This is a genomic window from Paenibacillus sp. BGI2013 (genome assembly GCF_002843485.1).
In the GTDB taxonomy this organism is placed as follows: domain Bacteria; phylum Bacillota; class Bacilli; order Paenibacillales; family Paenibacillaceae; genus Paenibacillus; species Paenibacillus amylolyticus.
The window spans coordinates 371,703-397,761 of record NZ_PJFA01000002.1; the positions used below are offsets into that span (position 1 = coordinate 371,703).

The window sequence follows — 26,059 nt, forward strand, 5'->3', positions numbered from 1 at the left end:
TATAGAATGTACTATATGAACGGAAGAAGGAGCGCGGCATCATGAGAAGAGTCATCATCGATACAGATACAGCAGGAGACGATACGATTGCGATCTTGACGGCATTGCATCACTTTCAGGTGGAAGGCATCACCATTACGGGCGGTAACGTACAATTCGACCAGGAGGTTGAAAATGCTCTGTACACGGTACAGGTTGCTGGACATGGCGGCAAGGTGCCTGTGTATAAAGGTTGCGAGCGTCCGCTAATGGCCTACGGAAAGGCTCAGCACCGCACAGTGGAAGATGTGCATGGCGATGACGGCATGGGCGGCGCGCATTTCCCGAAGGCAGATCAGCGTCCCGAGAGCGGGCATGCGGTTGATTTTATCATTGAGAAGGTGCATGCACATCCAGGTGAAATTGAACTTCTGGCGATTGCCCCTTTGACTAATATTGCGATGGCGATCCAGAAGGACCCAACCATTATTCCGGAGATTGCTCACCTGTACATCATGGGCGGAACGAATAATGCACTGGGTAATATCACACCGGCGGCGGAGTATAACTTCTACGTAGACCCAGAAGCAGCGAAAATTGTACTGCATGCAGGTATTCCGATTACGATGGTTGGCTGGGAGATGTGCACGCAATATTCAGTGATGGACGATGACGATCATGCAGAGATTGCAGCTCTCGGTACATCCGGTGCTGACTTCTTCACCGCAATCAACAAAGTGGTTATGCAGTTCAACAAGTCGGTACATAAACTCAATGGCACCACTCATCCGGATACATTGTTGATGGCTGTAGCGGCAGATGAATCCATCATGACCAAGTCGGGTCAATATTATGTGGATGTGGAAGCGGCAGGAGAACTGACACGTGGATACAGTGTGGTTGATATCAACGGACGTTTTGGCAAAGAGCCGAATGTACGTGTCTGTGAAGCCATTGATCGGCCCAAGTTCAAATCCATGCTGCTGGACGTTCTCTCGGCAATCCAATAAACGCAGGAATTTAACTACAGGAAAAAGAAGAAAATCCGTGCCTATCCCAGGTACGGATTTTTTATTGCCCATTTTAATCTAATCTTGCTGCAACAAAAAAGAGCGGATTCCTGTCGTGACCAGATCATGGTCTTCCTCATCAGGCAAACCCGATACTGTAATGGTGCCGACCTGTCCCTCATTTTTCAGAATAAGCGGGAAAGCGCCACCAGCCAGAACATAGTCAGATGCAGGCAGGTTGAAATCCTGCTCAAGCGTCTTGTTTTCGCTTCTCAACCGCAGAGCGGTATGCCAAGAGCTGGAAGAGAAATGATTCACCACGTTGTTTTTGCGTCGAATCCAGTTTTCGTTGTCGGGATGAGTGCCTTCCATCGCATGCAAAAAGAGGCGATGCCCCTTCAGAGTAATGTCGATGGTCACGGCTTGGGAACGATGCTTCGCTTCTTCGACCAGATGCAGGCCAAGGTTAAGCGCCGTTTCAGAATCAAATTTGCCAAATACCAAGTCCTTTTCTTCCTGCTGCATTTCCTTTAATTTCTCTGTCATGATCAGGTTCAAATTACAGACATCCCCTTTACGTATATGATTGATGTCTACATTCGACATGGATTGGTGTAGTCCCTTCTGGATGCAGTCTGAACGATGTTAGTCGACGTTATAGACGTGGTTGAAGATGGCTCATTTGGAGACCGTACATCGGCTGTGTTAAAGTGAAGGGAACCTAATATACATAACTCTTAAAGTTAAAATAAGTTATTGCTACGTAGGCAGGAGGAGAAGCACGATGCTGTTTTATTTTGTAGCACTGCTGGTGACTTTGGTGGACCAGGGAACCAAGATTGCAGTGAGGATGTATATGGAAGTTGGCGACGTCATGAGACTGGGTAACTCGGGCATGCAGTTACAGCATTACGAGAACAGTGGAATGGCGGGCAGCATGTTTCAGGGAAATGCGCGTCTGTTTGGTGTGATTGCTGTTCTGTTCATAGCAGGCATGCTGTATTACCGGAGTAAAGGTGAGATTCGCGGTTTCTGGATGCAAGCTGGCGCGGGTTTTATGGTCGGTGGGGCTTTAGGGAATGCGATCGATCGATTTATCTATGCCCGGGTAACGGATTTCCTCGTATTTCCGTCAGGACGCGGGATTTTGAATCTCGCTGATGTCGCAATTAACATCGGTGTGGTCATGATTATCATTGGCATGTTGATTCGTGCATATCAGAGTTATCGGGCCAAGCGTTTACGTAATGCTTTGCCGAAAGCAGAACGTTCGTAATAGGTTGGATAAAAGCGTTACAGTGGCTGAATATAAGCTGAAAAAATGAGGGACATTGGATATTATCCAGTGTCCTTTTTGTTATGCCCAATTCGGGTCATGGGAAGAACTGCCTTGATTCATTTTTATCGAAACCGTTTTAGAAATAATAAAGACGTATATTATCCATTCAGATTGAAGTCGGTTTGGAAGGATTAACCAAATGGTTATTTCACCATTTGTATGGGTAAATCTTTACGTATATAAAGTGAAACTAAGATATACACGAACACGGAGAGTGCAGAACCAATCTGAAGAAGCGCAGCTAAAAGCTTTCTGAAAGAAAGCTGCTTCGAAAGCATACGCTAAAATCGGATTTTCCCTTTGAGGAAGGGAATCAAAAAAATCTGGGGATAACAACGATCGGAAGACGGTACTGCAATCGGAGTGACACTGTGTAAATCACATTAGTTCAATTTATTAAGCTGAGGGAGGTACAACATGAGAACAACGCTTACCAAGGCTCTCGGGACAATGTTGCTGTGTGGAATGATGGCTGTACTTCTATCTTCCTGTACCAGTGGGGATAGCGCGAATGGCAAAGTGCAGATTGAATTTTTCCAGAACAAGCCTGAAGCCAAAACAACCTTTGATGAATTGATCAAGACGTTCAACGCTGAGCATGACGATATCCAAGTGACACAGGTGAATCCGCCAGATGCGGAGACAGTACTGAAGACGCGTGTCGTCAAAAATGATATACCGGATATTATGGCCATGGGTGCAACCGACACCTATTCCATTCTGGCTCAGAGTGATATTTTCACCGATCTGACGGACAGCTCATTACTCCAGACGATTGATCCGAACTACATACAAATGCTGAAGGATCTCACAGGTATGGACGAAGTGACAGGTATTCCTTACGCGACTAATGCAAACGGCATCATGTACAACAAAACGCTGTTTAAGGAAATGGGATTGGACGTGCCCAAGACGTGGGATGAACTCATTGCAACCGCTCAAAAGATTAAGGATGCAGGTGAGATTCCATTTTATTTCACATACAAGGATGACTGGCAGACGAGCCTGCCGTTCAATGCACTAGCCTCCAATCTGGTTGGTATTGATTTCTACCAAGAGCGACGCGATAACAAAGTGACGTTCAAGGAGAAGTACCGCGAGGTAGCTGAGAAGCAACTGGAACTCATGAAATACGGTCACGGCGATAACTTTGGTAAAGCTTATTCGGACGGTAACCGTGCCTTTGCTAACGGTGAAGCCTTTATGTACATCCAGGGAACCTGGGCCATCTCGGAGATTCGCAAAGCGAACCCAAATGTTGACATCGGTTTCTTCCCATTCCCAACAGGCAACGATGCAAGCGGGATCAAGCTGGTGAACGGGATTGACTCCCTGTTTACCATTGCGGCGGACACGCCTAATCGCGAGCAGGCGGAGATGTTTATTGCGTTTCTATTAGAGCCTGAAAATATCGGAAGATACATTGACGAACAGACGCTGTTCTCTGCGGTAGAAGGCGTGAAGCAGGATGATCCTGCCGTACAGGAATTGATGCCATATATCGAGCAGGGCAAGGTTATTGACTTTCCCGATCACTATATTCCGGCTGCGGTGCAGCTGAATTCCATCGTACAGTCCTTTTTGCAGAACCAAAACATCGACAACTATCTAGATACACTCGACAAAGAATGGGACAAGGTTGCTAATCGGCGCTAAGCCTTGTCAGAAGGAGGATGGAGTATGAACAAGCGTATCGCACCCTATTACTGGATGACGGTTCCGGCGGTAGTATTGTTCTTTGTATTTATGACGCTGCCGGCCCTCCAGGGCATCTATTATTCATTTACGAATTATAACGGATTCGGGAAAGAGTATGATTTTGTTGGCTTTAAAAACTATTTCAACTTGTTCCAAGATGACAATGTAGGCAATGCCTATTGGTTTACGTTCAAATTTGCGATCGTGGTGACGATCCTGACCAATATTCTAAGCTTACTCATTGCACTCGGGCTGAATGCCAAGATTAAGTTTCGTAATTTCTTCCGCGGCATCTACTTCCTGCCCAATATTCTGAGTGTACTGATCGTAGGTTACATATTTAACTACCTGTTCTCCAACGTATTCCCGATCTGGGGACAAAATCTGGGCATCAACGCGCTATCCACCAACATTCTCGGCAGCGAGAGTCTGGCTTGGATCGGTATCGTCATTGTTGCAGTATGGCAATCGGTGGCCCTGAATACAATTCTGTATTTGGCTGGTCTGCAAACGATACCAACGACACTGTACGAGGCTTCCAACCTCGACGGCGCAGGCAAATGGCGTGAATTCTGGAGTATTACCTTCCCGCTCATTGCTCCATTCTTCACCATTAATATGGTGCTGGCGATGAAAAATTCACTTATGGTCTTCGACCAAATCGTAGCCTTGACCAACGGTGGTCCCGGACGGGCGACGCAGTCCATCTCCCACTTGATCTATACCGGTGGATTTGAAGGCGGCGAATATGCATATCAATCTGCGAACTCGGTTATTTACTTCATCGTTATTGCGGTGATTTCAATCCTGCAAATCCGGTTCCTGCAAAGAAGGGAGATGGATCTGTAATGAGAAGCCGTACACGAATCAATTGGCCCGTTATGTTGCTTGTTGTGTTGGGTACCTTGTTTATCCTGTTCCCATTGTATATGACCGTTACGATTGCTTTGAAAAATCCGGAACAGATGGCCCAATCGGTCTTTGCCATTCCGACCACACTTCATTGGGAGAATTTTGCGAGGGCCATCGACATGACAAACTTCTTCCAATCGTTCCGTAACAGTGCGATCGTTACCGCATCCACCGTGCTTTTGACGTTGCTCAGTAACTCGATGGTGGCCTATGCGATTGCGCGGAATATGGAGAAACGCAAGTTTTTCAAAGGATTGTACTATTACTTCGTCAGCGCGATGTTCATTCCATTTCCAATCATCATGCTGCCGATTGTTAAGCTGACCGCATCGCTGGAGATGACAAATCTGGTAGGTCTGATTCTGCTTCACACGGTCTATGGTCTGGCATTTAACGTATTTGTGTACGTTGGATACATCCGGTCCATTCCGGTAGCGCTGGAGGAAGCGGCGTTTGTGGATGGGGCGACAACTTGGGGCACGTTCTGGAAAATCATTTTCCCGCTCATGGCACCCATCAGTGCCACGGTTGGTATTCTTACTTGCCTGTCCACGTACAACGACTTCTTGCTGCCACTCATTATTATCAGTGATCCGGGACAGTACACGCTGCCGCTGGTACAGTATGTATTCCAAGGACAGTTCAATACCGAGTTTAACCTTGCGTTTGCATCCTACCTGCTCGCGTTGCTGCCGATGATTATCATCTACCTGTTTGCGCAGAAGTGGATCATCAACGGGGTTACCCAAGGGTCCGTGAAATAACTGAAGATGTGTCACAGAGAAGGATATGTGTGAAGGGATATGAACAAAGAGAGGTGGACTTTAAAAGTCCCCTCTCTTTTTTTGATCCTTGTCATTTAACGTTTGGGAACTATTCGGGAGGATTGATTAACCTGTAAAACTATGCTATTTTTTAGTCGTTAGTTTAATCGATAAACAAAGACTGAGAGAGAAGAAGAGTAAGGTTCATTTCTGCAAGCGCTTTAACGAGAAGAACTGAATACGTAGATAAATCCGGCATCGTTTGTACCCAGTCTTCAAGAGCACGGGCGTAAGGTGGTGGGTTCTTTTACATGCCAAAAAGAGAGGAGAATGGGGAAGTTGCACGGGAAAAAAGGACATTTTAACTCACTTCGCAATCAGATCTTCATTGGTTTTGTTATGGTGATGCTTGTTGTTCTTTTGCTCGCAGGCATATCGGCCTATGATCGGGTAGCTGCCCTGCTGAAAAGCAATGCGGAGAAACATATTCATCAAACCGCTGTCCAAGCCAGTGGCAGATTGGATGCACTCATTGCACAAGTGAATTCGCTGACCGCCCAAGTGGCGGATGATTCATACGTGCAGCGTCTGCTTAGCGATGAGAAGCAAGGCAACCCGGCAACCTTTAATCAGCGCCAAGCTCTCTTGCAGATTGCAGGCAGTTATCAGTCTTTCATCAACGGAGCGCAGAGTATGGAGATATACACCACGGGTTATAACCGCATCTTTCCGATGGATGACCGATCCCTCGATCTCAGAGTGGAGCGCAACTGGATCAACCTGGCGGATGAAGGAAAAGGCAGACTGGTATGGGCAGGTGCTGACCCTGAAGATCCGGGTGTGCTTCTAGCTATTCGACGGATTAACCTGCTGGATCATTCTTTTGAACATGGAGGTTATGTGGTGGTGCGGATGCAGCGCAGTTTTTTTCAACTCAATGATTCGAATGGGGCAGATGGTTCGCAGGACTCTATCATGCTCTTGGATGGGGTGGGCGAAGTGGTGACTTCCGATCTGGAGATCAATCTCGATCCCAAAGCCATATTGGACAGTGGATCAGTCGTGCAGAACGGGGAGGAATCCTATATCGTCGTCCGGCAAAAATCGGAGTTAACGGGATGGACACTTGCTGTCCTGACCCCGCTGCGGGAGACAACGGAAGGTGTATCCATCTTGAGAACGGCGCTGCTCGTTTCGGGAATGATTGGTGTTGTTCTGTTCCTTATCATGTCCTTCTTTCTGTCCACGATGATTACACGTCCACTCATACGGCTGATGCGGGCCATGCGCAGTGCACAGCCGGGAGCAATGAGACCTAATCTAATGGTCAGCTCTACGATGGAGATCAATGAACTCAACGACGTATATAACCAGATGGTCTACAGGCAGAATGAATTGACCCGTGTGGTTCATGAGAAGGAAGTCATGCAGTCCCGGGCTGAGCTGAAGGCGTTGCAATCTCAGATTAATCCCCATTTTCTATTCAACACGCTGGAGGCATTCTATTGGTCCCTTGAGGAAAAGGGAGACGAGGAGATGGCACGTATGGTTGTGGCGATGTCCCGACTATTTCGCTACATCATCTCCAGTTCGCAACAGGATGAATGGGTTACAATTGCCGACGAGCTGGAACACGCTGAACGTTATCTTCAAATTATGCAGATGCGATTGGGAGATAGAATGCAATGGGAGATTCAGCTCAGTGATACGGTGCTTAAGGTCACAATTCCGAAATTGCTCATACAGCCCTTGGTGGAAAATGCGATTCTCCATGGGATTGAAAGTAAACTGGGACCGGGAAAGATAAGCATCCATGTGGATGCTTTGACCGAGAAAAATCTGGTTCGCATTGAGGTCCGGGATGATGGTCCCGGTATGGATGAATTACGGCTTCAATCTGTCATTCATGCTTTACATGGCGGGCCGGCTGTGTCCAAGAAGGGGACAGGTGTAGGTCTAATCAACGTACATCGGCGACTGATGCTTTACTTTGGCAGCCAACTTGGCGAACGTTGCAAGCTTTCCATAACAAGTAAGGTTGGGGAAGGAACTGTCATTTGCTTTGAGATTCCCATGGGAACGGAGGGTGCATATGATTCATGACAAAACAATTCTTATCGTGGATGATGAGCCGCGTACAAGAGAGGGTATTCGCAAAACACTGGAAGGATGGTCGGCAGGACGAAATCACATTCAGACTGCAGAAAGTGGCGTCGAGGCAGTGGAATGGCTCAAGAAAAAGCCGGCAGATCTGTTAATAACGGATGTTCGCATGCCGGAATTCTCTGGCTTGTCTCTGATTGAAGCCATTCAACATTTTTCGAACAAGCCTGTTGTCCTGATTATGTCGGGGCATGCCGATTTTCAGTACGCCCAGCAGGCCATTAAGCTGGGTGTTGTGGAGTATATGTTGAAACCGATTGATAAGGAACAATTGCTGCAGACCGTCGAAAAAGCCCTAAAGTTCAGCGAACAACAGCGACGTATTCAAACGATGCAAGAAATGGTTGACCCCAAGCTGCTGGATGTTAAGGAGCGAGGGGAACAAAGGCTAAATAGCCAGATCAGTGAAGCTTTGGCCTATGTGGATGCCCATCTGGGTGAACATGTGACCATGCGTGAAATCGCTGATCTACTCCATCTCAACTCCAGTTACTTCAGCGTATTGTTCAAGGAACAGATCGGCATCAATTTTAGTGAATATCTTACCCGCAAACGCATTCAGCGCGCGAAGGAGTTGCTTGTACAGACAACGATGCCCATCTCGGAGATTGCCGAACAGGTGGGTTATCAGACGGATAAGTATTTTATCACAGTATTTAAAAGTCTTGAGGGGCTAAGTCCAAGCAAATATCGGCATTCCCTATCTGAACGAAATAACAAATAACCTCAAAAAAGTGGAGTTTTTCCAAATTACTCTGGTCTTATAGGTGTGATAGGCCCGTGCTACAATTTGGTTAAAGCGGTTACATTAACCGAAAAAACCAAGGGGGTTGGAATAATGAGCAAAAAGACGATGGCCATTCTTCTGTCATGGACGCTGGTTCTCGCCGTAATTTTATCCGGATGTAACAGTTCAAGTTCGGATGAAGAGGGTGAATCAGGCAGCAACGGCACAGATGGGAAAGTAACCCTCAAGTTTATGCACCTCTGGCCAGCAGGCAGCTCCGCACAGCAAAACAAACTGGTCAACGATATCATCAAGCAGTATCAGACGGATCATCCCAATGTAACCATTAAGCAGGAAGTGCTGGAGAATGAACAATATAAGAACAAATTGAAAATTCTGTCGGCATCCAATGAACTTCCCGATGTTGGTGTAACTTGGGCTGCCGGATTTCTGGACCCTTATGTGAAGGGGAACCTGTTCGCACCGGTCGATGATCTGCTGAGTGACTCTCTGGGCGAGAAATTCATAGCCGGAACAACAGAAGCTTATGCCATAGACGGCAAAACATATGCGTTACCAATCGAGTTGAATATCTCCCCCATTTATTATAACAAAGCCATTTTTGCGAAATATAACTTGCAGCCGCCAGCAACGTACGATGAATTCCTGAGTGTGCTGAAGACATTGACAGAGAACGGTGAGGTTCCTATCGCACTGGGCAATAAAGACCGCTGGACCGGCTCACTCTGGTATATGTATCTGGCGAATCGGTTAGGTGGAGATGCACTGGAAAAGGCGATCAATGGCTCTGGCAAGTTTGATGATCCTGCGCTGACTCAAGCTGCTGCCGAGGTACAAAAACTGGTGGATATGAATGCCTTCAACAAAGGTTTCAACGGGTTGTCTAACGATGAGGGTAAATCCGAATTCATGAACGAAAAAGCTGCCATGTACCTGATGGGTACCTGGGAACTGCCAAACTTCACGACTAACCCGGACATCCCGCAGGAATTTAAGGACAAGATCGGATTTTTCAAATTCCCAACAATGGAAGATGGCAAGAGCGATATTAACAGCTGGGTAGGTGGTCCAGGCGTAGGACTGTTCGTGGCCCAGAACTCCAAAGTGAAGGAAGAAGCGCAGAAGTTTGTGCAATACTTTGTGGAAAAATGGGGTGAAAGTTCTGTAACTGAAGCAGGCGTCATCCCGGCTACCAAAGTGGATACAGCTGCAGTACAGCTGCCACAGCTTTACATTGACCTGCTCAACGAATTGAATCAGGCCAGCAGCCTTACACTCTTTGCAGATGTACAGATGAAACCGGCAGCCGCTCAGGCCCATCTCGACATGATTCAGGCGTTGTTTGGCAAAGCGGTAACACCGGAGGACTTTGTGAAGAATCATCAGGCTGCAATTGATAAAGGCAATTGACGTACACACGTTTGAACGCTTGAAGGGAGGATAATGTGATGGACAAAGTCATGTCCAACCGTCTCGTTGCTGCGTTGTACGTGCTTCCTGCACTGCTTCTGCTGCTGGTCTTGGTTTACATCCCGATCGTGCTCACCGGGTATTATGGGTTGATGCAATGGGACGGGATCGGTGCAATGACCTTTATTGGATTGGATAATTACGCCAGACTTCTTCAAGACGGAACATTCTGGCAGAGTGCGAACCATACCTTTTTGCTTGCTTTGTTCTCTGCGCTGAGTCTGATCGGTTATCTGATGATCGCTTTGGTGCTGTCAGGCAAGATCAAGGGGGCCAATCTGTTCCGCAAAATATATTTGATCCCGATGCTGCTGTCTTCGGTCGCGATCGCTCAGTTATGGCTGAAGATCTACCATCCCAGCAATGGTGTGCTGAACACCTTTCTGGAAGCGATCGGCTTCAGCAATCCGCCAGCTTGGCTGGCGGAGCCATCACTGGTGCTGTATGCATTGTTCGTACCGATTCTATGGCAGTATGCAGGCTTCTATATTTTGATCTATTATGCGGCCCTCAAAAATATTCCGGAATCTCTGGTGGAAGCAGCCCGGATTGATGGGGCAAGTCCTTGGCAGATCGCTTTTCGAATCAAGCTGCCCCTTATTACAGAAGTCATCAAGGTGACTGTGGTACTGGCAGTGGTGGGCTCACTCAAGTATTTTGACCTCATCTACGTGATGACCGATGGCGGACCAAATGGCTCCAGCGAAGTGATGGCCTCCTATATGTATCGTCAGGCGTTCCGTAGCTTCGACTTTGGTTACGGCAGTGCTGTAGGGTTCTTCCTGCTCTTGATCTGTCTGCTTGTTACCTGGCTGCTTCGTAAAGCGACAGCATCCAAAGATACGATCCAGTATTCCTGACGCTAGTTCGTGTCTGAAAACTCGCTGAAGTGCATCTTTTACCGCCTTTTCGCCCCCTGCTGCGTCACTTTCCCTTGACGTGCCCCGGCACGCCTGCGGAAAATTTCCTTGCTTGGAACGAAAATTCGGCAAAATCTGCCACCTTCGGAGTTTCCAGACACGCCCTAGTGAAATGAAAGGAGGTCCATCCCGGTGAAGACGGATACGGCCGTTAGATTGCCAACTTACCCGGGGACAAGCCGAGGTTCGGCATGGTTAAGGAGATTTGGCTATATTCTGCTGTATTTCCTCTTGTCCTTGGTAGCTTTGCTGCAAATTTTACCTTTGGTATGGCTGCTGTTATTTTCGCTTAAAAATAATCAGGAAGTATTCGACATGGCGCCTTTTTCCCTTCCTGCTACTCCGCGTTGGGAAAACTATGTCAAGGTATGGACAGAGGGAAATATCAGCTTGTACTTCTTCAACAGTGTATGGATTACGGTGGTCTCGGTGGTGGTCACTGTGCTGTTTGCCAGCCTGGTGACCTTTGCCATTACACGTATGCGCTGGAAGGGTCGTTCGCTGGTGCTGGGGCTATTTATGGTGGGTCTGATGATCCCTGTACACTCCACGTTGATCCCGCTGTTCAGCTTGTTCCTGAAGCTTCATCTCACAGATCATCCTTTGTCAGTCATCCTGTCTTATATTGCCTTTAATATGCCAATTACCATTATGATTCTACTTGGATTCTACTACGCGCTCCCCCGGGAAGTGGAAGAAGCCGCAGTGATGGATGGTTGCTCCGTGCATCGGATTTTCTTTCGGATTGTGCTGCCGATGACGTCTTCGGTCATTTCCACAACGGCGATCATTAACATGATCTATAACTGGAATGAATTCATCTTTGTTAATACGTTCATCAGTACAGATTCGTACAAAACCCTGACTGTTGGGGTACAGAACTTTATTGGACAATACACAACGGATTGGGGAGCCATTGGTGCAACGCTGATGATTAGCATTATGCCAATCCTGATTGCTTTTCTCATCTTGAGTAATCGAATTGTGGAGGGCATTGCTGCGGGTTCTGTTAAAGGTTAAAAGGTTAAGGGTCCAAGGTCCTTCCATTACTTGCTTAAAAGCGAGTTGGGAGGGGCCTTTTTTGTCTTCTGAAACCTCGGATAAGCTTACGGAAATGGGGCTTTATGAAAGCAGTGAAAATACCTATTTATGGAATTGCAAAAAACTTTCAACTATTTTCGCAAAACTACTGCATTTTCAAACCACCTGTGCTAACATACCCTAAGAATTAAAGCCCACATGGGAAAGGTGAGAAAATGACAGCAATATCCTCAACCAAAGAGTCCCTTCGTTCTGATGCCAAGGATCTGAATCTGATTCGACTTACATGGCCTATTTTCTTGGAACTCTTCTTATTTATGTTGATGGGGAGCGTGGATACGCTCATGCTCAGCTCGGTATCCGATAATGCGGTCTCCGGCGTTGGAGCAGCCAATCAGATTATTTCTATCGCTATCCTTGTATTGGAAGTCATTGGACATGGTGCTGCGATTGTAGTCGCACAATATATCGGATCCAAAAAGTTAAGTGAAGCAGCACAAGTTACGGGTAATGCGATCACACTGAATCTTATCGTAGGTCTGGTCCTGAGTGGAATCTTCCTTCTGTTCGGAGGACATTTGTTATCACTCCTGAACATTCAAGGCGAAATTTATGATTTTGCCCGTTCGTATATAAATATCGTCGGTGGCGGTATCTTCCTCCAGGCGCTCATTAATGCGCTGGCTGCGACGATTCGTACACATGGTTACACCAAAGAAACGATGTATGTTGCTGTATTCATGAACGTGATTCACGTTGTTGGTAACTATGCATTGATCTTTGGACACTTCGGCCTGCCGAAGCTTGGGGTGGAAGGGGCAGCGATCTCCACGGTGGGAAGCCGGTTTATCTGCCTGCTGATCTTCTTCTGGTTGTTGTATCGTGTGAGCGAGGTGCGGGTGGATTTTGAATACTACATTAAGTTGTCCAAGAAATTCATTGGCAAAATTCTGCGGATTGGCATTCCGTCTGCGATGGAATCGATGGTATATCATTCCTGCCAGCTCGTGTTCACGCTGTATGTGACCTATCTGGGCGCAGAAGCTATGGCAACCAAGCAGTATGCGGGTAATATCTCCAGCTATATCTACTTGTTCAGTATGGCAATTGGTATGGGGACATCGATCATTGTAGGTCGGCTTGTGGGTGCGCGGCGCAAAGACGATGCGTACAAACGTGTTTTTGACAGTGTAAAATGGGCCCTTCTGGCCACGGTTATCATTGATGTAATCATCATTTTTTTCCGTGTGCCGCTGATGAGCATATTTACGGATAATCCGGAAATTATCAAGCTGGGGGCTCAAGTGATTTTACTCAGTCTTTTGCTCGAAACCGGGCGTACCTGCAATATAGTGATCATTGGTTCCCTGCGTGCGGCAGGGGATGCAAAGTTCCCGGTGTACATGGGTCTGATCTCCATGGTCTGCATGAGTCTGCCATTGGGGTACCTGCTCATATTCAAGCTTCATCTGGGGCTCGCTGGTGTGTGGCTTGCCATTGCGGCGGATGAGTGGACCCGCGCGGTCATTATGTACTTCCGCTGGAAGAGTAGAGCTTGGGAGAAACATGAACTGGTGGAGCATGATGATGAAGAGACCGTTCCTCAGACTGTTCCTGCCGTTTAGGACAGCGAACACTAAAATTATCGATCAATCATCACTGAGAAAGGGAGCAACGATCCTTTGCTCGTTTTTTTGTTGAGCCAAGGATCAAGCTTCAATTTCCAAAATAATGACCAAAACGCGCAGTGTTACTTCCTATCCGAACAACGGAGAGCCGGTCCCGAGGTAACCGAATAAAGGCCGCTACGTTGCTTGGATAGTAGCGGTAACTAATTGTATTGCAGAGCTTGATGATAATGAATCGTGGATGCGTCTAGGGTCAGTAAATGATCGTTTTTTTTAATTTATTTTATCAATAATACTTGATCCCATTCAGGACTTTTATCCGATAATAATGATGCCAAGACCAGAGAGACCCCAGCTGCTCCGTTTAAAAGGCCTGCTTCATCAATATATTGAAGTTTATTATCAATCCAGTTTATGTCGCAATATCCAAATATAGAGTCCGGCTTGTAGAAATCTAGAGTCTTTTCTACAAGGCGGTCACGCATCATTCTTAAACGTTCTTCTCCGGTTTCAGAGTACATCCGTTGGATGAGTAGAAGCCAACCTGAAAGGCCATGACAAACGGTTGGTGAGATTAGCCCTCCGTCCATCTCTATGCGTTTTTCCATATCCAGATATGATTCAAGTGCAAGATTAGATAATTCTTTATTTTCCAAAGCATTGCCTGCCAACCATATTGCACGTGCAATTCCAGGAGTTCCGTAGCACCACGAATCTCTTGGATGCATTTTATTTTCAACATGCAGATGACCTAATTTCCATTCTTCATAAGAAACCCTGCCAGGCCAGTATATTCCATCTTCACCATTGACCTTCCACTGAACAAGCCAATCAGTTAGTTTACTTAATTGATCCTTAAAGGGTTCGGCAGGTAGTCCTTTAAGGATCGCAATGCTCATAAGTGCAATGGGCCCTGCTATTCCATGGGAAAGTCCTAAATTGAAGTTTCCAGAAGGATACTGATTTGTCTCACTAGCATGAAATTGGCTCCGAGCAGAAATATGCCATCCTGGGACGGTTTCTTCTCCTATTTCCTTTTTTGCACAATATAATTTGAACCAATTTACAATCTGTTCCCATACCTTTTTCATTCCCGGGCGATCATAATATGATAAAATAACTCTTCCAAGCCCACTTAGACCAAGAATCGTATCATAATCTCCTATTTTTAAATCAGTACTTCCCCAATTTTCAACTAGTTCATCAACTTTTTTAATTGCTAGTTCTTCCATCCAAGTTGCAATACCTTCTGTCATTGACTGGTAACGGGTGCCTCTCCGGGATAGGGAACGTATGGCCATTAGAACACCAGGCAATCCGCCGTATAATGACAAATCATGCAACCCCGTTTGTTCAAGCTTATTCTGCAATTCCTTTAAATACTGATGCCCTACATAATCCCAACCAGCATCCGGTTGGAGATAATCCAATTCACCCATTAATAGACAAATTCCGGAATGTCCGTTACTTAGACTTTCTTCCGTCCACCGTTCTACTTCGAATCCATCAACTGCTAATATAGAATTTTGAGATTTCATTGAAATTTCGCTTGGAGTTTTATATCTGTTTGCAACAGACGCCAAAGTGCTTGCAACGTTGTTTCTTAAGTCGCCTTCTAAGCCCAACCATCTATCCAGATTAGGGTTTATTACAATACTCAATGCTGATATACCTCCTCAATGTTGTTTTCCTGAAAGGTCTTAGCTTGTATACGATACATCTCTGCATACGTACCATTATCATTAAGCAATTTCTCGTGTGTTCCCTGTTCGATAATCTCACCGTTCTCCATGACAATTATTTGATGAGCAAGGCGTGCAGAAGATAGCCGATGCGTAATGAATACACCGATCTTATCTTTCATTAAATCAAGAAATAACTCCAACAAATCTCGTTCTGCAACCGGGTCCAAAAACGCGCTAGGTTCATCTAAAATGTATAAATCGGCATTACGCATGAAAGCTCTGGCTATGGCTAACCTCTGCCATTGACCACCAGATAATTGCTGACCTTCTTCAAACCATTTACCCAACTGCGTATCAAGGCCTTGGGGCAAAGAATGGATTACATCATCAATAGATGCGTACTTGGCTGCATTTAGTATCATTTCGTCTTGGTCCAACTGATCCAATGAACCAAAACCTATGTTGCTTCTGGCGGACATTTCATAATGAACGAAATCTTGAAAAACAGTACCGATTTTTTTTTGATACATATTCAGATCATAATCGGTTATGTTTTTTCCGTTTATGATAATTTCACCTTCGTAATTGTCATAAAGTTGCATTAATACTTTCATTAACGTTGTTTTTCCCGATCCGTTTTTCCCAACTATTGCTATGGTCTGCCCCCTTCGTAACGATAAGGAAATGTTCTTCAACGCTATCTTGTCATTCCCAGTGTACTGAAAAGAAACATTCTTGAGTTCTAGGTGTTCTAAGCTAAAATCAGATTTTTTGTTTTGCAGAGAAGATCGAGCAACAGGGTCAGATGTTGGTAACTCAAAGAACAGGAACAATTGCTCCATATAGAGATGATTTTGGGAAAATTGCAATAAACTCCTCATTATGGATTGTATCTGACTTTGTGTAAGTACTATTGCCTGAATATACCCGTACAAACTGCCAATCATCAAGGTACTTAACAAAGTTTCTTGAATGACAAACCAAACCAACCAAAGCATTACTGCAAGCTCGAAAAAATTGTAAATAAATGTGTGTTTAGTTAGCTTTCCTAACATTCTCTTGTCTACTTTATAAAAGCTTTCGAGCAATTCAGAGTAACGGTTGAGTAAATGAGTGCTCAATTGAAAAACCTTAACTTCCTTAACTGCTCGATCATTTGTAAGCAAATGCGTCAGATACCATGATTGACGATATAAAGGGGTCCTTTTCATATAGATATCGAATTGTTGTTTGTTTAATTTGAATAAAGAATACAGTGATGTCAAAGAGACTACGAGAATGATCGGTACAGTCCACCATTTCCATAGAAACAACCAAGTTGAAGATGAAATTACAGTGATAAGACCAGAGATAATACCTGCTAATTGGCTATATAGCTGATATGGCCGAAATGCTGCTTCCTGAGTTGCACGTTTTAATTGATCGTTGATAGACGAATTTTCGAAGTCAGCAAGTCCAAGTTGTGTTGATTTTTTCCCGATCATGATATTCAAAGACTTCGCTAATGATGCTTCTAAATTCCCCTCCACATAGGTTTGTCCTGAATTAATGATTAATTTTACTGCGTACACAATAACAAACAAGATAAAAGGTATGCGTACTAGATCCGCTCCATGCATCAAAGAATATGAAATCCCATTCAACATATTCTGCATTACAACCAAACTAAAAAAGGGAATCAAACCTTGCAGGATATGCAATATTGCACTAATTATGAACAATACTTTATTAGTCTGAAAAATTAGTGAAAATAACTTCATGCTGCTTTTCGCTGAATTCCACATAATGACTCCATTTTCCGTTTATAAATTTTTTGTTTACAAAAAAAAAATCATATCCTGCTCAAATTTTCTGTTCTTTTTCTTTTATGGTATTGTATCAAGCTGTTCATCGCATGGCGTGTCAATATCATTATTTTCTGTTCCAGCTTTCGATCAGTTCCAACTAGTCGATTCAAGTGCATGTGAATAATGCTAAACACGATGTCATCTTTGCTATTTGTCAATGAAACTTCTGAACGATGTTGCTCCAGCTTTTGATAGTATGTTAAACAGCTGTTTGCTCTTGCTTCGAAAACTGGCAATAATTCTTGTGAAAAGTTTCCTGAAGCAGAGGTTTGGGAAGCATTCAAACAAAAAAAAGTATTAAGCATATCCATATATGTGATGCGTATCTTACGAAAATCTTGAAGGTAATCTTTAACATCAAACTTTTCATTTAAAGTTTCGAAACATTCACTTTTGTTGTACCCTAAATGAGTAAGAAGATGAATTACACTAAGTACACCTATTTGTTCAATCTCAAGCTCACGTCTCTCGAAACGGTTTAGACGAATTAATCCAGCCACCACATAACTATCTTCGGAGAACAGAGATTCTGCTAACTTCATTAACTCAATTCCGCCATATCTTTCTATTTCAGGTTCATAAGTTTCTAAGGTGAATTTTGTTATATAACCATCCTTAAACCACTCGTCACTCCATTTTTGAAATAATTGAGCGAATAGCTGAGATTTATCATTGGATTTAAACTTGAACCTTACCCTAACATGTGGATCAGGATCGGCGTAGCGTATAAAATAAGCTTGTTCTATTAAACCAGTATCTTTAGCTTCGTTCACACATTCCTCCCAATAAAGAGCAAGGAATTCATTTTGTCTGCTATCCAATCCATATAATTTAGCATAAAACCACTCATTGCCAGGAAGATAGATATCTTTCTCTAAACCCCCTCTGTCCGATAGCGTTTTGAAAGGGAAAAGGAATGAACTGCCTTTCGGCATAGCATCATCTATAATGAGTGGAAACACAAATTCAGCAGCTAAACAACCATCACTACGATTGATAGGCGAATTTTCAAATCCACCGACGTGTTCGATTAAATTGATATGTCGTGTTGTTTTTAAATTTTTTAATAATTCATTTAGATGTAGCGGATGGTCCAAATCCAGCAAAATGCGATAATCTGAATCAATTAAATAAACATATCTTGGAACATTCCATTCACTCAAGAATATTAAAACCCAATTTTTTAATTTATCTGCATTAATACTTTCTTTTAGATTACTAATTGGGTAACGAAGACTCCATTTTGCGGGAGACAACACAATTTTTTTGTATTGAATTCGTGGCATAAATGGAGCATGCATCAAATACCCAAAGTCTGGGGCGGACCATTGATCAAATCTCATCAAGCCAACCTCCATCAGGAATCTATAGATGTTCGGCGCATGATGATAATTGAACATATGACCTGCGATTGGAATTACTTCTTTGTTTTGGGATACGGACCTAATATATAACCTTCCTTCTCTCGCACCTACGACAAGATCAGACATAGCTATGATTTGTTCGTTTGGAGTTATCGAACCATGACTAAGCGAAAGTTCATGGTCACGGTAGTTCTTCGTAAGCATTACATTCGCAGATTTACCCGAAGTGGGAAGAAAAGATGTTTCCGCCCACATTACATCAGGGTACAAGTCCTTTTCCTTTTTTGAAATCAGTGTTAAATCTTTTTGGAGATTGGGTTCAAGGATATCTAAAAAACGACCAAAAGTTTTCCCCGCTCCGTTTGAACCAGGATTGGGCGCCAACACCAGTTTGTACTCCCCACGATCAAGACTGTTTTGATCCATCGTGTGAAGGGAAAAATACAATTCCATAGATGGTAACGGTGGCAATTGGGCATCATTGAATTCTTCCAGTTGTTGTATAACGTTTTCATCCAACTCCACTGTATGTTGGCCTTTATGTATTGCAGATACCAACAGTTCCATAAATAATTGTTCCTGTTTCATTTTACCCTGAGAATCCCTGCGCTTTAACGCATATGAGTTCTTACGATTTTCAGGATAACGGTACGTCGCTGGAGCACCCAATCCAAGCTCATCATCAATCAATTCTAAAACGGGGACTTCTTTATGATCGCCATACTTTTCTAAAAAATCTTCTACATACTTTTTCAGGTGCTCTTCTGAATAGTGTGAAAGCATATTAAGTATGTATGCTGCCTCTTCCACGTCCTTGCGAATATGCTCATTGAGTCTGATAGACTGATCTGCAAGTGACAAATCAACTTGCATAGTGGGTGTCTCCATCGGAATTAGATCATTCGTCAGTCTACTAAGTTGTTCGAAAGTCTCTACCCCTTTTCCAACAGCAGTCTCGTTATAAAACATTATTGTTTCGTGAATCTCATACAATTTTTTTCCGATATCATTTACTCCCTGCAGCCCATCCACAAGGCTGAAAACATGGTGGAATGGATCTTTATCTACAGTGGATGGTCGCAGTTCAGTAAGGAGGAACTCTTCTTTTATGAGTTGTTGCAGGTAATTATTGATAATTTCGCGGTCTGTTCCCGGAAACTCCAGCTCCATTTGGTTTAATACCTTGGAAAACTTTTGGGGTGTAGACAAATAATTCATAATCCAGTCAAATACAATGGTCGCCTTAACAGAAATGCTATCATTTGCTCCACTCTTCATTTTCCCATATCTCGTTAAGAAGGGTAGCTTAGCCCTATTACCTTGTTTATATATTAATGCATTTGGGTAAATAGTTAGTTGTTCCAATATCTGTGGATCGTTTTCGAGTTGTTCTATTAGTTTGAGAATCCATCCCATATCAGGTCGTGCTCGTTTACGATAATGAGATATCTCCTTAATATCAAGTTGAGATTCGGCTGAGAACCTTCCAACAGTAATGCCTGAGAATAATCCAAAAGGGGTAGGTCTACTCATCATCCGGATTACATACTTCATTACGCTTGATACAACTTGCGCTTCAGTCACATTAGGCTTATTGTTGAATTCATCAATTTTAGAAAGTGATCTGTATAGGCTAGGGCTTGCAACAAGGATCGCTTCCCTGATCTCAGGTTTACGAGATAGTTTTATCAAATTTTCCAAAGAATAACTAGCAACATTCTCAATAAGAGAATGTTGCTCGGGGAAACAAGAAAAAAATTCATTTAAGGGTAAAACTGGAGTTCTCAACATGAAAAAATCCAGAGTTTTATACGAATAACGTTTCATCATATTCTCCTCCCACTAGATACCAGACATGAGAACCTTCTCATATTACTTTCCTTTGCCAACCCCAAAAACTGATTGTCCCAAAAAGAATGCTGGATCCAGTTAAATATAGCCAAAAACTGATTGAACCTCCTGATTGAAGAGAAAGCAAAATTGGACGAAAAGGGTCAAATAAAAAAACCAATTCTGTTGCTATATAATGATAAAGTACAATAGATAATCCAAAAATCACGAGAAAGGCTATGATTGGTCTTGAGATAAACACACAGATAGCACTACAGAATAGTAACTTAGCAAGACAGGTAAGTAGAAAAATACCATAAAATTTGATCGTATACCATTCTGCTGGTAACCTTCCTACTTCATTCTTAAAACCGTAAAGTGCTGCTGTATCGCTGCTGGAAAAAAAGGCTTTTGATCCAATCATAGAAATAATGTAAACAATTCCGATCCCAACAACAGTCGTTGCAGCCAACGCCAATAGTTTTCCCAGCCAAAGTTCGAACCGTCGGTATGGACGAAGTGCATACAATCTGTATGCGCCAGAATTCAATTCGCCACTTAACTGATCAATATAAAAAATAGGCAGCATTGCGGCCATCATTAATAATGACATTCCATCCATCATAAACCAGGGAGCGTTAAGATTGTTTAGCATAATACTGCCTTCTCCAAAACGAAATACTCCCTTTTGTGATGAGCTTAAACCCCAAATATTGAAAATAATTACAATTAAAAAAGAGGAGAATAGTACAATTTTAGACTTTTTTTTCCAGTCTCGTTCCAATTCACTAATCCATATGCCTAACATGTTTACCCCCTAATATAAGTAGTCACTTCTCACAAAGCGATGGTAGGCTCCCCACAGGAAAACAATAAGATGTACAACGACAACGGATAATATAGCCACAATTACACTCATATTTCCGTCTATAACTTCGTTCAAACCAGTATGTTGCAGAAAAGGTATCAAGGAATAGGTAATGCAGAGTTCTAATAGAGGAATGTCACTGAATAATGCCGCAAGTTGAATAACTGCACCGTCCAGTAACAATGATGCTAAAATGTAAAGCATACAGCCTCCGATAGCATATGTGACATTTTTGCTGTACATCGAAATACAAATAAACAAACTGGATATCCCCAAGAGTGAAACAAATGCAAACCCGTAATATACAAAAGTGTAGCTAAGAGCCTCAAGAGAATAATTCAGCAAACCATTTTCATTGAACTGAAAAAAATAACCAGTAACTATCAGACAAACTGCAAACAAGATGAGCATCAGAACAATACAAACACAAATCAATAATAGTTTGCTGAAAAAGATTTGCCTGCGGGTAAATTGACGAAGAAAAACATACCTCAACTGACCGCCTCTATATTCCTCGGTGAATATAGAAGCTGCAAATACAGCCATAATGATATCAACGGGAAAATACAAGTTATTTCGTAAACCTGTAAGAACAAATAGCTGAGATAGAGTATCATGATCAACTTGAAGCGTTTCAAAAAAACTAGCTGTCATATAAGCAAGACCAGGGATAGCCAAAACCAATAGCCATGTCCAACGTTTGGACCAAAGTCGTTCCCACTCACTATTGAATAACGTAATCATGCTCTCATTAACTCCACGAAAGCATCTTCTAACCTTTCGCCATCACGGATCAACTCGGCAGTAGGACCTTTCCAAATAACTTTTCCACTTTTTATGATTATTAATTCATCACACATCTGCTGGAGCTCATCCAGTAAATGGCTTGAGATAAAAAAAGCGTAGTTAAATTCGTTTCTCAAACTAAGGATGATATCTCTTAATGCTCTCATCCCCATGGGATCAAGACCGTTAGAGGGTTCATCTAGAAGTAGAAGTTTCGGGTTTCCTAGCAGTGCCTGAGCAATTCCCAAACGTTGCTTCATTCCAAGCGAGTACCCCTTAACTCGATCATTCGCTCTATCTCCCAACCCAACCCTTTCAAGCAACTCTTGAATATGATTTTCCCTATCAGATTTAGGCAGATCAGGATGAAGTCGTGCCAAATTGCGCAATACTTGCCTACCTGTCATATACTCGAAAAAAATGGGCGATTCTATAATTGCTCCCACCTGTGCCAATGCATTTTTTCGGTTTTTGTTTATTTCGTATGAATCTATCTTTACATGGCCATTACTTGGATGCATCAATCCTGTCATCATGCGCATCATCGTAGTTTTGCCTGCACCATTCGGGCCAATAAAACCATAAATTTTTCCTTTTTCCAAGTTGAACGAAGTATCTTGAATGATTTCACGTTTGCCTATCACTTTAGTTAGATTGTTGACTTCCATAACAATATCAGGCATTATGACCCTCCTTCTAGAGCGTTTCTTCAAATGGATTAAATGGTAATACATGAGATAATTATGTTAAATGCGTACAAGATACGAAATTCACTAGAGAAAATTGTGTCTAATTCAAGATTTGTCCACCTGAACGAAAACCACAAGGAGGACGTCTCGCAGCCATACCAGTCATTCCCAAAATAAAAAATCGCCAATTGATCCTAAAATATGATTGTGATATCTACAAAGAGTCATTGGGTGGAATGCTTCTTTATTAAAGTAAAGAGTTATCTTCGTTTGGAGAATCGTTATGATAAATTAACGTGTACATTCAAGTCTCTTTTTAGCTTTGGTGTCCATTATGGTGCAGCTTGCTTAAACTTGAAGACACGCTCTAGTAAAAAAAATGTTGTTCAAAATAACAAGAAGAGACTTATTCAGTCTCTTCAAGTAGTTGAACGAAAAAATATGATTGTGAAAAAATTAACAAAGTGCTCCAATATTAGAGAAACATTTTACTCCTGCAGTAGGAGCGCAAGTATTGGCAGTTCTTGTTTGCTCTCCGCAACCACCAGTACAGTTCCAAATACTTAAAGCTTGTGGCTGAACTGTACCTTCTGATTTTTTAATTTGTACATCAAGATCAAAGATTCCTTTTTCCATTTTCGTTACACTCCTCTAATTTTTTTGAAAAATCGAATTATGTAATATCCTAGGTGATGTATGAAAAAATATAAAAAGATCGTCATCTTTCTATATATTCCATAAAAAAGTATTAACATAAAACAATGTAACATGAGGAAATAATAAAGTAAAGAATATAATTCCAAATATTGAATTTATATCAAATTAAGGATGATTATCATAAAACTAAATAGGGGATATGTGCACTTATCATACATTTAATACAATATTGGAATTATAATAAATATATATTCTTATAATCAAATATTTTACATAATTTAATTCTGGAAATCTAGTCAATAGTGAGTTTTTTAGCAGTAACGATTGATAGTGTTGGCGAATCCGTGACTCCTTGTTAACATAGATGCAGAAAGCGTTTGATGACATTACAGCAAAGGATGAATCCCATGAATAAAAAAGTGCTCGTGGTAGATGACGAATCAAGTATTGTCAGTGCCATTGTTTACGCGCTGCGGCGCGAAGGATATGAAGTAGATACTGCGAGTGACGGCGAAGAGGCCTTGGTTAAGGTCGCATCGTTTCACCCACAGGTCATGATTCTGGACGTGATGATGCCCAGGCTCGATGGATACGGGGTATGCCGGAGGCTGGAGGACCGCGAGGATATCGGCATTATTTTGCTGACCGTCAAAAATGATATCGTGGACAAAATCGTTGGCCTGGAAATGGGCGCCGATGATTACATGACCAAACCATTCGAGATCCGTGAACTGCTCGCAAGGGTAAAAGCATTGATGCGCCGTGTCGAGAAAAGCAGTCCACCACCTGACGATTCGAAGAATCAGGCCATCGTGAATGGCACACTGCGTATTCATGTTGCTCACCGCACGGTGACCGTGAATGAGGAGAAGTTGGATCTGACACCAAAAGAGTTCGACCTGCTGACCATTCTCATGTCCAATCCCGAGCGTGTGTACACACGAGACGACCTGCTGGACCGGGTCTGGGGCATGGAGTATGCGGGTGGGACACGGACCGTGGACATTCACATCCAGCGTTTGCGTAAAAAAATTGGAGATACGGATCAGCAAAAATTACAGACCGTATACGGGATTGGCTACAAAGCATCTGCACCTGAAACAGGCGGGGCCATATGAGAGTCAGCATCAAGCTGAAGTTCAGTGTTTTTCTGGCAGCATTGCTTATCCTAACGGTGGTTGTGCTCAGTTCACTGGTTCTGCGCGGTATTGAACGCAATCAGCAGTCACAAATTGAAGGTATTTTATCACAGCAGACACGGCTGGTGAATCTGAATGTGCGACAGTCCTACTACACGGAGTCCGTTCATCTGGAACAGGACGTTTTTTTACAACAAAACGGCCGCAGGCTTGCACAGGAACTGGCCAACTCTACCGGATTGCCGATAGCGCTCTATGATATGAAAGGCCAACAAGTCGGTTCATCGATCAGCTCTGGGGAGAGTGCGATTGTTCAGGATACGCTCAACTATGCACTGCAAAATAAAATTGCCTATCATGAACAAGGGGATACCTTGCTCTATGCGGCACCGTTGGACGGTCCGGATGGACAGATGGGTGCTGTATGGATGCAATATCCGGTCCAAAGCTACCATGAATTCTATACTCGCATCCTTCAATTGTTCATATGGGCGGGCATTGTCGTTGTTGCGCTGAGCTTCATATTAGGTTATCTGTTCTACAATCGGTTTGCCGTTGCGATTACCCGACTGAAGAGGTCCGCAGATTCCATTCGCGAAGGGAATTACATTACGGAGTCTCCTTTAAAGCGCAAGGATGAGTTGGGGGAGCTGGGGCAGGGCATTTATTATATGAGTACATCCATTCAGCAAAATATCACAGCCATGCATGCGGAGCAGCAGAAGCTGCAACTGGCGATTGAGAAACTTCAAGCGCTGGAACAGCAGCAGAAACAATATATCGGTAACATCAGCCATGAATTCAAGACACCACTGACATCGATCAAAGCTTATGTGGAGCTGCTCGACATGTATAAGGATGATCCGCAACTGCTTGATGATGCCACGAGTAACATTGGCAAAGAAACGGAGCGGCTGTACGAGATGGTCGAGAAAGTCTTACATTTATCTGCCTTGGAGAAGTATGACTTTGAGAACCAGGCCGAAGATGTAGAGGTCAGCGCGCTACTGAAGGATGCCTGTGGCCGGATGCGTGGGAAAGCGGAGAAGTTTGCGCTGAACATGGAACTGGATCTTGAACCGGCGGTGATCCGCAGCGATCGGGAGAGTCTTATGCATATTTTCATCAATATGCTGGATAATGCCATCAAATATAACGTTCCGGATGGTGTGATCCGGGTGAAGAATGAACTACGGATGCAGGAGCGTCAAGCGGTTATTCGGATCTATAACTCGGGTACGCCGATTCCGGCAGAGGCGCGGGAGAAGATTTTTGAACCCTTTTACACGGTGAACAAAGACAGAGCCAGAAAAACCGGCGGAACCGGACTGGGGCTATCTCTCGTGAAGCAGTTTGTTGAAAAACAGGGCGGTACAATCACCCTGCTGTCGAGTGATCCAGAAGATGGGGAAGGTGTGACGTTCCAGCTCATGTTCCCTTTGGCTGATTCAAGTTTACAAGTTCGAAACAAGTCTGAATAACTTTGGAAGTATGCGATGTGTATGCTTGGTCTATAGCAAGA

Annotated in this window: 22 protein-coding genes; 13 read left to right on the forward strand and 9 right to left on the reverse strand. The window is 43.5% G+C overall.

Features of this window, described 5'->3' with window-relative positions; translation table 11 throughout:
- Nucleotides 1-41: 41 nt before the first annotated feature.
- Nucleotides 42-989, forward strand: coding sequence for a nucleoside hydrolase (locus tag CXK86_RS05510; RefSeq protein ID WP_036671600.1), 948 nt, complete (start codon nt 42-44; stop codon nt 987-989).
- A gap of 78 nt (nt 990-1,067) precedes the next feature.
- Here CXK86_RS05510 and CXK86_RS05515 read toward each other — a convergent pair whose 3' ends face one another.
- Complete coding sequence (locus CXK86_RS05515) at nt 1,068-1,535, reverse strand: heme-degrading domain-containing protein (RefSeq protein ID WP_101313570.1); 468 nt, start codon at nt 1,533-1,535, stop codon at nt 1,068-1,070.
- Between the two features lie 238 nt (nt 1,536-1,773).
- Here CXK86_RS05515 and lspA point away from each other — a divergent pair, with 238 nt between their 5' ends.
- The 8 genes from lspA (at nt 1,774) to CXK86_RS05555 (ending at nt 10,943) form a co-directional block, all read left to right on the forward strand.
- Complete coding sequence (gene lspA, locus CXK86_RS05520) at nt 1,774-2,265, forward strand: signal peptidase II (RefSeq protein WP_036606631.1); 492 nt, start codon at nt 1,774-1,776, stop codon at nt 2,263-2,265.
- A 528-nt stretch (nt 2,266-2,793) separates the two neighbouring features.
- A complete protein-coding gene (locus tag CXK86_RS05525; protein WP_373888056.1) occupies nt 2,794-3,984 on the forward strand; it encodes an ABC transporter substrate-binding protein in 1,191 nt (396 codons plus the stop codon).
- Between the two features lie 24 nt (nt 3,985-4,008).
- On the forward strand, nt 4,009-4,875 hold the full coding sequence (locus CXK86_RS05530) for a carbohydrate ABC transporter permease (RefSeq protein WP_036606633.1): 867 nt from the start codon (nt 4,009-4,011) through the stop codon (nt 4,873-4,875).
- Nucleotides 4,875-5,702, forward strand: a complete 828-nt coding sequence (locus CXK86_RS05535) for a carbohydrate ABC transporter permease (RefSeq protein WP_076251848.1) — start codon at nt 4,875-4,877, stop codon at nt 5,700-5,702. Before CXK86_RS05530 ends, CXK86_RS05535 begins: the two co-directional genes overlap by 1 nt.
- A gap of 330 nt (nt 5,703-6,032) precedes the next feature.
- Nucleotides 6,033-7,805 (forward strand): cache domain-containing sensor histidine kinase, encoded by a 1,773-nt coding sequence (locus tag CXK86_RS05540; protein WP_076251846.1) that lies wholly within the window; start codon nt 6,033-6,035, stop codon nt 7,803-7,805.
- Nucleotides 7,795-8,589 (forward strand): response regulator transcription factor, encoded by a 795-nt coding sequence (locus tag CXK86_RS05545; RefSeq protein WP_076251843.1) that lies wholly within the window; start codon nt 7,795-7,797, stop codon nt 8,587-8,589. Before CXK86_RS05540 ends, CXK86_RS05545 begins: the two co-directional genes overlap by 11 nt.
- Before the next feature lie 114 nt (nt 8,590-8,703).
- Nucleotides 8,704-10,023 (forward strand): extracellular solute-binding protein, encoded by a 1,320-nt coding sequence (locus tag CXK86_RS05550; RefSeq protein WP_076251841.1) that lies wholly within the window; start codon nt 8,704-8,706, stop codon nt 10,021-10,023.
- A 38-nt stretch (nt 10,024-10,061) separates the two neighbouring features.
- Nucleotides 10,062-10,943: a carbohydrate ABC transporter permease gene (locus CXK86_RS05555; protein ID WP_036606643.1), complete on the forward strand. Its 882-nt coding sequence runs from the start codon at nt 10,062-10,064 to the stop codon at nt 10,941-10,943.
- Nucleotides 10,944-10,981: 38 nt separating this feature from the next.
- Here the strand turns inward: CXK86_RS05555 and CXK86_RS32560 are convergent, their stop codons facing one another.
- On the reverse strand, nt 10,982-11,104 hold the full coding sequence (locus CXK86_RS32560) for a hypothetical protein (RefSeq protein WP_257467776.1): 123 nt from the start codon (nt 11,102-11,104) through the stop codon (nt 10,982-10,984).
- A gap of 55 nt (nt 11,105-11,159) precedes the next feature.
- Here CXK86_RS32560 and CXK86_RS05560 point away from each other — a divergent pair, with 55 nt between their 5' ends.
- Both CXK86_RS05560 and CXK86_RS05565 read left to right on the forward strand, forming a co-directional pair.
- Entirely contained in the window at nt 11,160-12,023 is an 864-nt protein-coding gene (locus CXK86_RS05560) for a carbohydrate ABC transporter permease (RefSeq protein WP_047841074.1), read from the forward strand.
- 236 nt (nt 12,024-12,259) lie between these two features.
- Nucleotides 12,260-13,669: an MATE family efflux transporter gene (locus CXK86_RS05565; RefSeq protein ID WP_076251839.1), complete on the forward strand. Its 1,410-nt coding sequence runs from the start codon at nt 12,260-12,262 to the stop codon at nt 13,667-13,669.
- Between the two features lie 281 nt (nt 13,670-13,950).
- Here CXK86_RS05565 and CXK86_RS05570 read toward each other — a convergent pair whose 3' ends face one another.
- The 7 genes from CXK86_RS05570 to CXK86_RS31995 all read right to left on the reverse strand — a co-directional run bounded on the left by CXK86_RS05570 (nt 13,951) and on the right by CXK86_RS31995 (nt 23,377).
- Entirely contained in the window at nt 13,951-15,333 is a 1,383-nt protein-coding gene (locus tag CXK86_RS05570) for a lanthionine synthetase C family protein (protein ID WP_076251837.1), read from the reverse strand.
- Entirely contained in the window at nt 15,330-17,117 is a 1,788-nt protein-coding gene (locus tag CXK86_RS05575; RefSeq protein ID WP_180361727.1) for an ABC transporter ATP-binding protein, read from the reverse strand. The genes CXK86_RS05570 and CXK86_RS05575 overlap by 4 nt, the downstream gene beginning before the upstream one ends.
- Before the next feature lie 71 nt (nt 17,118-17,188).
- The gene (locus tag CXK86_RS05580) at nt 17,189-20,395 is read right to left on the reverse strand and encodes a lantibiotic dehydratase (RefSeq protein ID WP_076251833.1); all 3,207 of its coding nucleotides are present in this window, start codon (nt 20,393-20,395) and stop codon (nt 17,189-17,191) included.
- 40 nt (nt 20,396-20,435) lie between these two features.
- Nucleotides 20,436-21,206 (reverse strand): ABC transporter permease, encoded by a 771-nt coding sequence (locus CXK86_RS05585; RefSeq protein ID WP_076251831.1) that lies wholly within the window; start codon nt 21,204-21,206, stop codon nt 20,436-20,438.
- A gap of 9 nt (nt 21,207-21,215) precedes the next feature.
- Complete coding sequence (locus CXK86_RS05590) at nt 21,216-22,010, reverse strand: ABC transporter permease (protein ID WP_076251829.1); 795 nt, start codon at nt 22,008-22,010, stop codon at nt 21,216-21,218.
- Nucleotides 22,007-22,735: an ABC transporter ATP-binding protein gene (locus CXK86_RS05595; protein ID WP_076251826.1), complete on the reverse strand. Its 729-nt coding sequence runs from the start codon at nt 22,733-22,735 to the stop codon at nt 22,007-22,009. Before CXK86_RS05595 ends, CXK86_RS05590 begins: the two co-directional genes overlap by 4 nt.
- A 462-nt stretch (nt 22,736-23,197) precedes the next feature.
- A complete protein-coding gene (locus CXK86_RS31995) occupies nt 23,198-23,377 on the reverse strand; it encodes an FDLD family class I lanthipeptide (RefSeq protein WP_064641713.1) in 180 nt (59 codons plus the stop codon).
- A gap of 428 nt (nt 23,378-23,805) precedes the next feature.
- On the opposite strand from CXK86_RS31995, the gene CXK86_RS05605 reads away from it, so the two are divergent.
- Nucleotides 23,806-24,516 (forward strand): response regulator transcription factor, encoded by a 711-nt coding sequence (locus CXK86_RS05605; protein ID WP_076251824.1) that lies wholly within the window; start codon nt 23,806-23,808, stop codon nt 24,514-24,516.
- Complete coding sequence (locus CXK86_RS05610) at nt 24,513-26,018, forward strand: sensor histidine kinase (RefSeq protein ID WP_076251822.1); 1,506 nt, start codon at nt 24,513-24,515, stop codon at nt 26,016-26,018. Before CXK86_RS05605 ends, CXK86_RS05610 begins: the two co-directional genes overlap by 4 nt.
- Nucleotides 26,019-26,059: the final 41 nt, after the last annotated feature.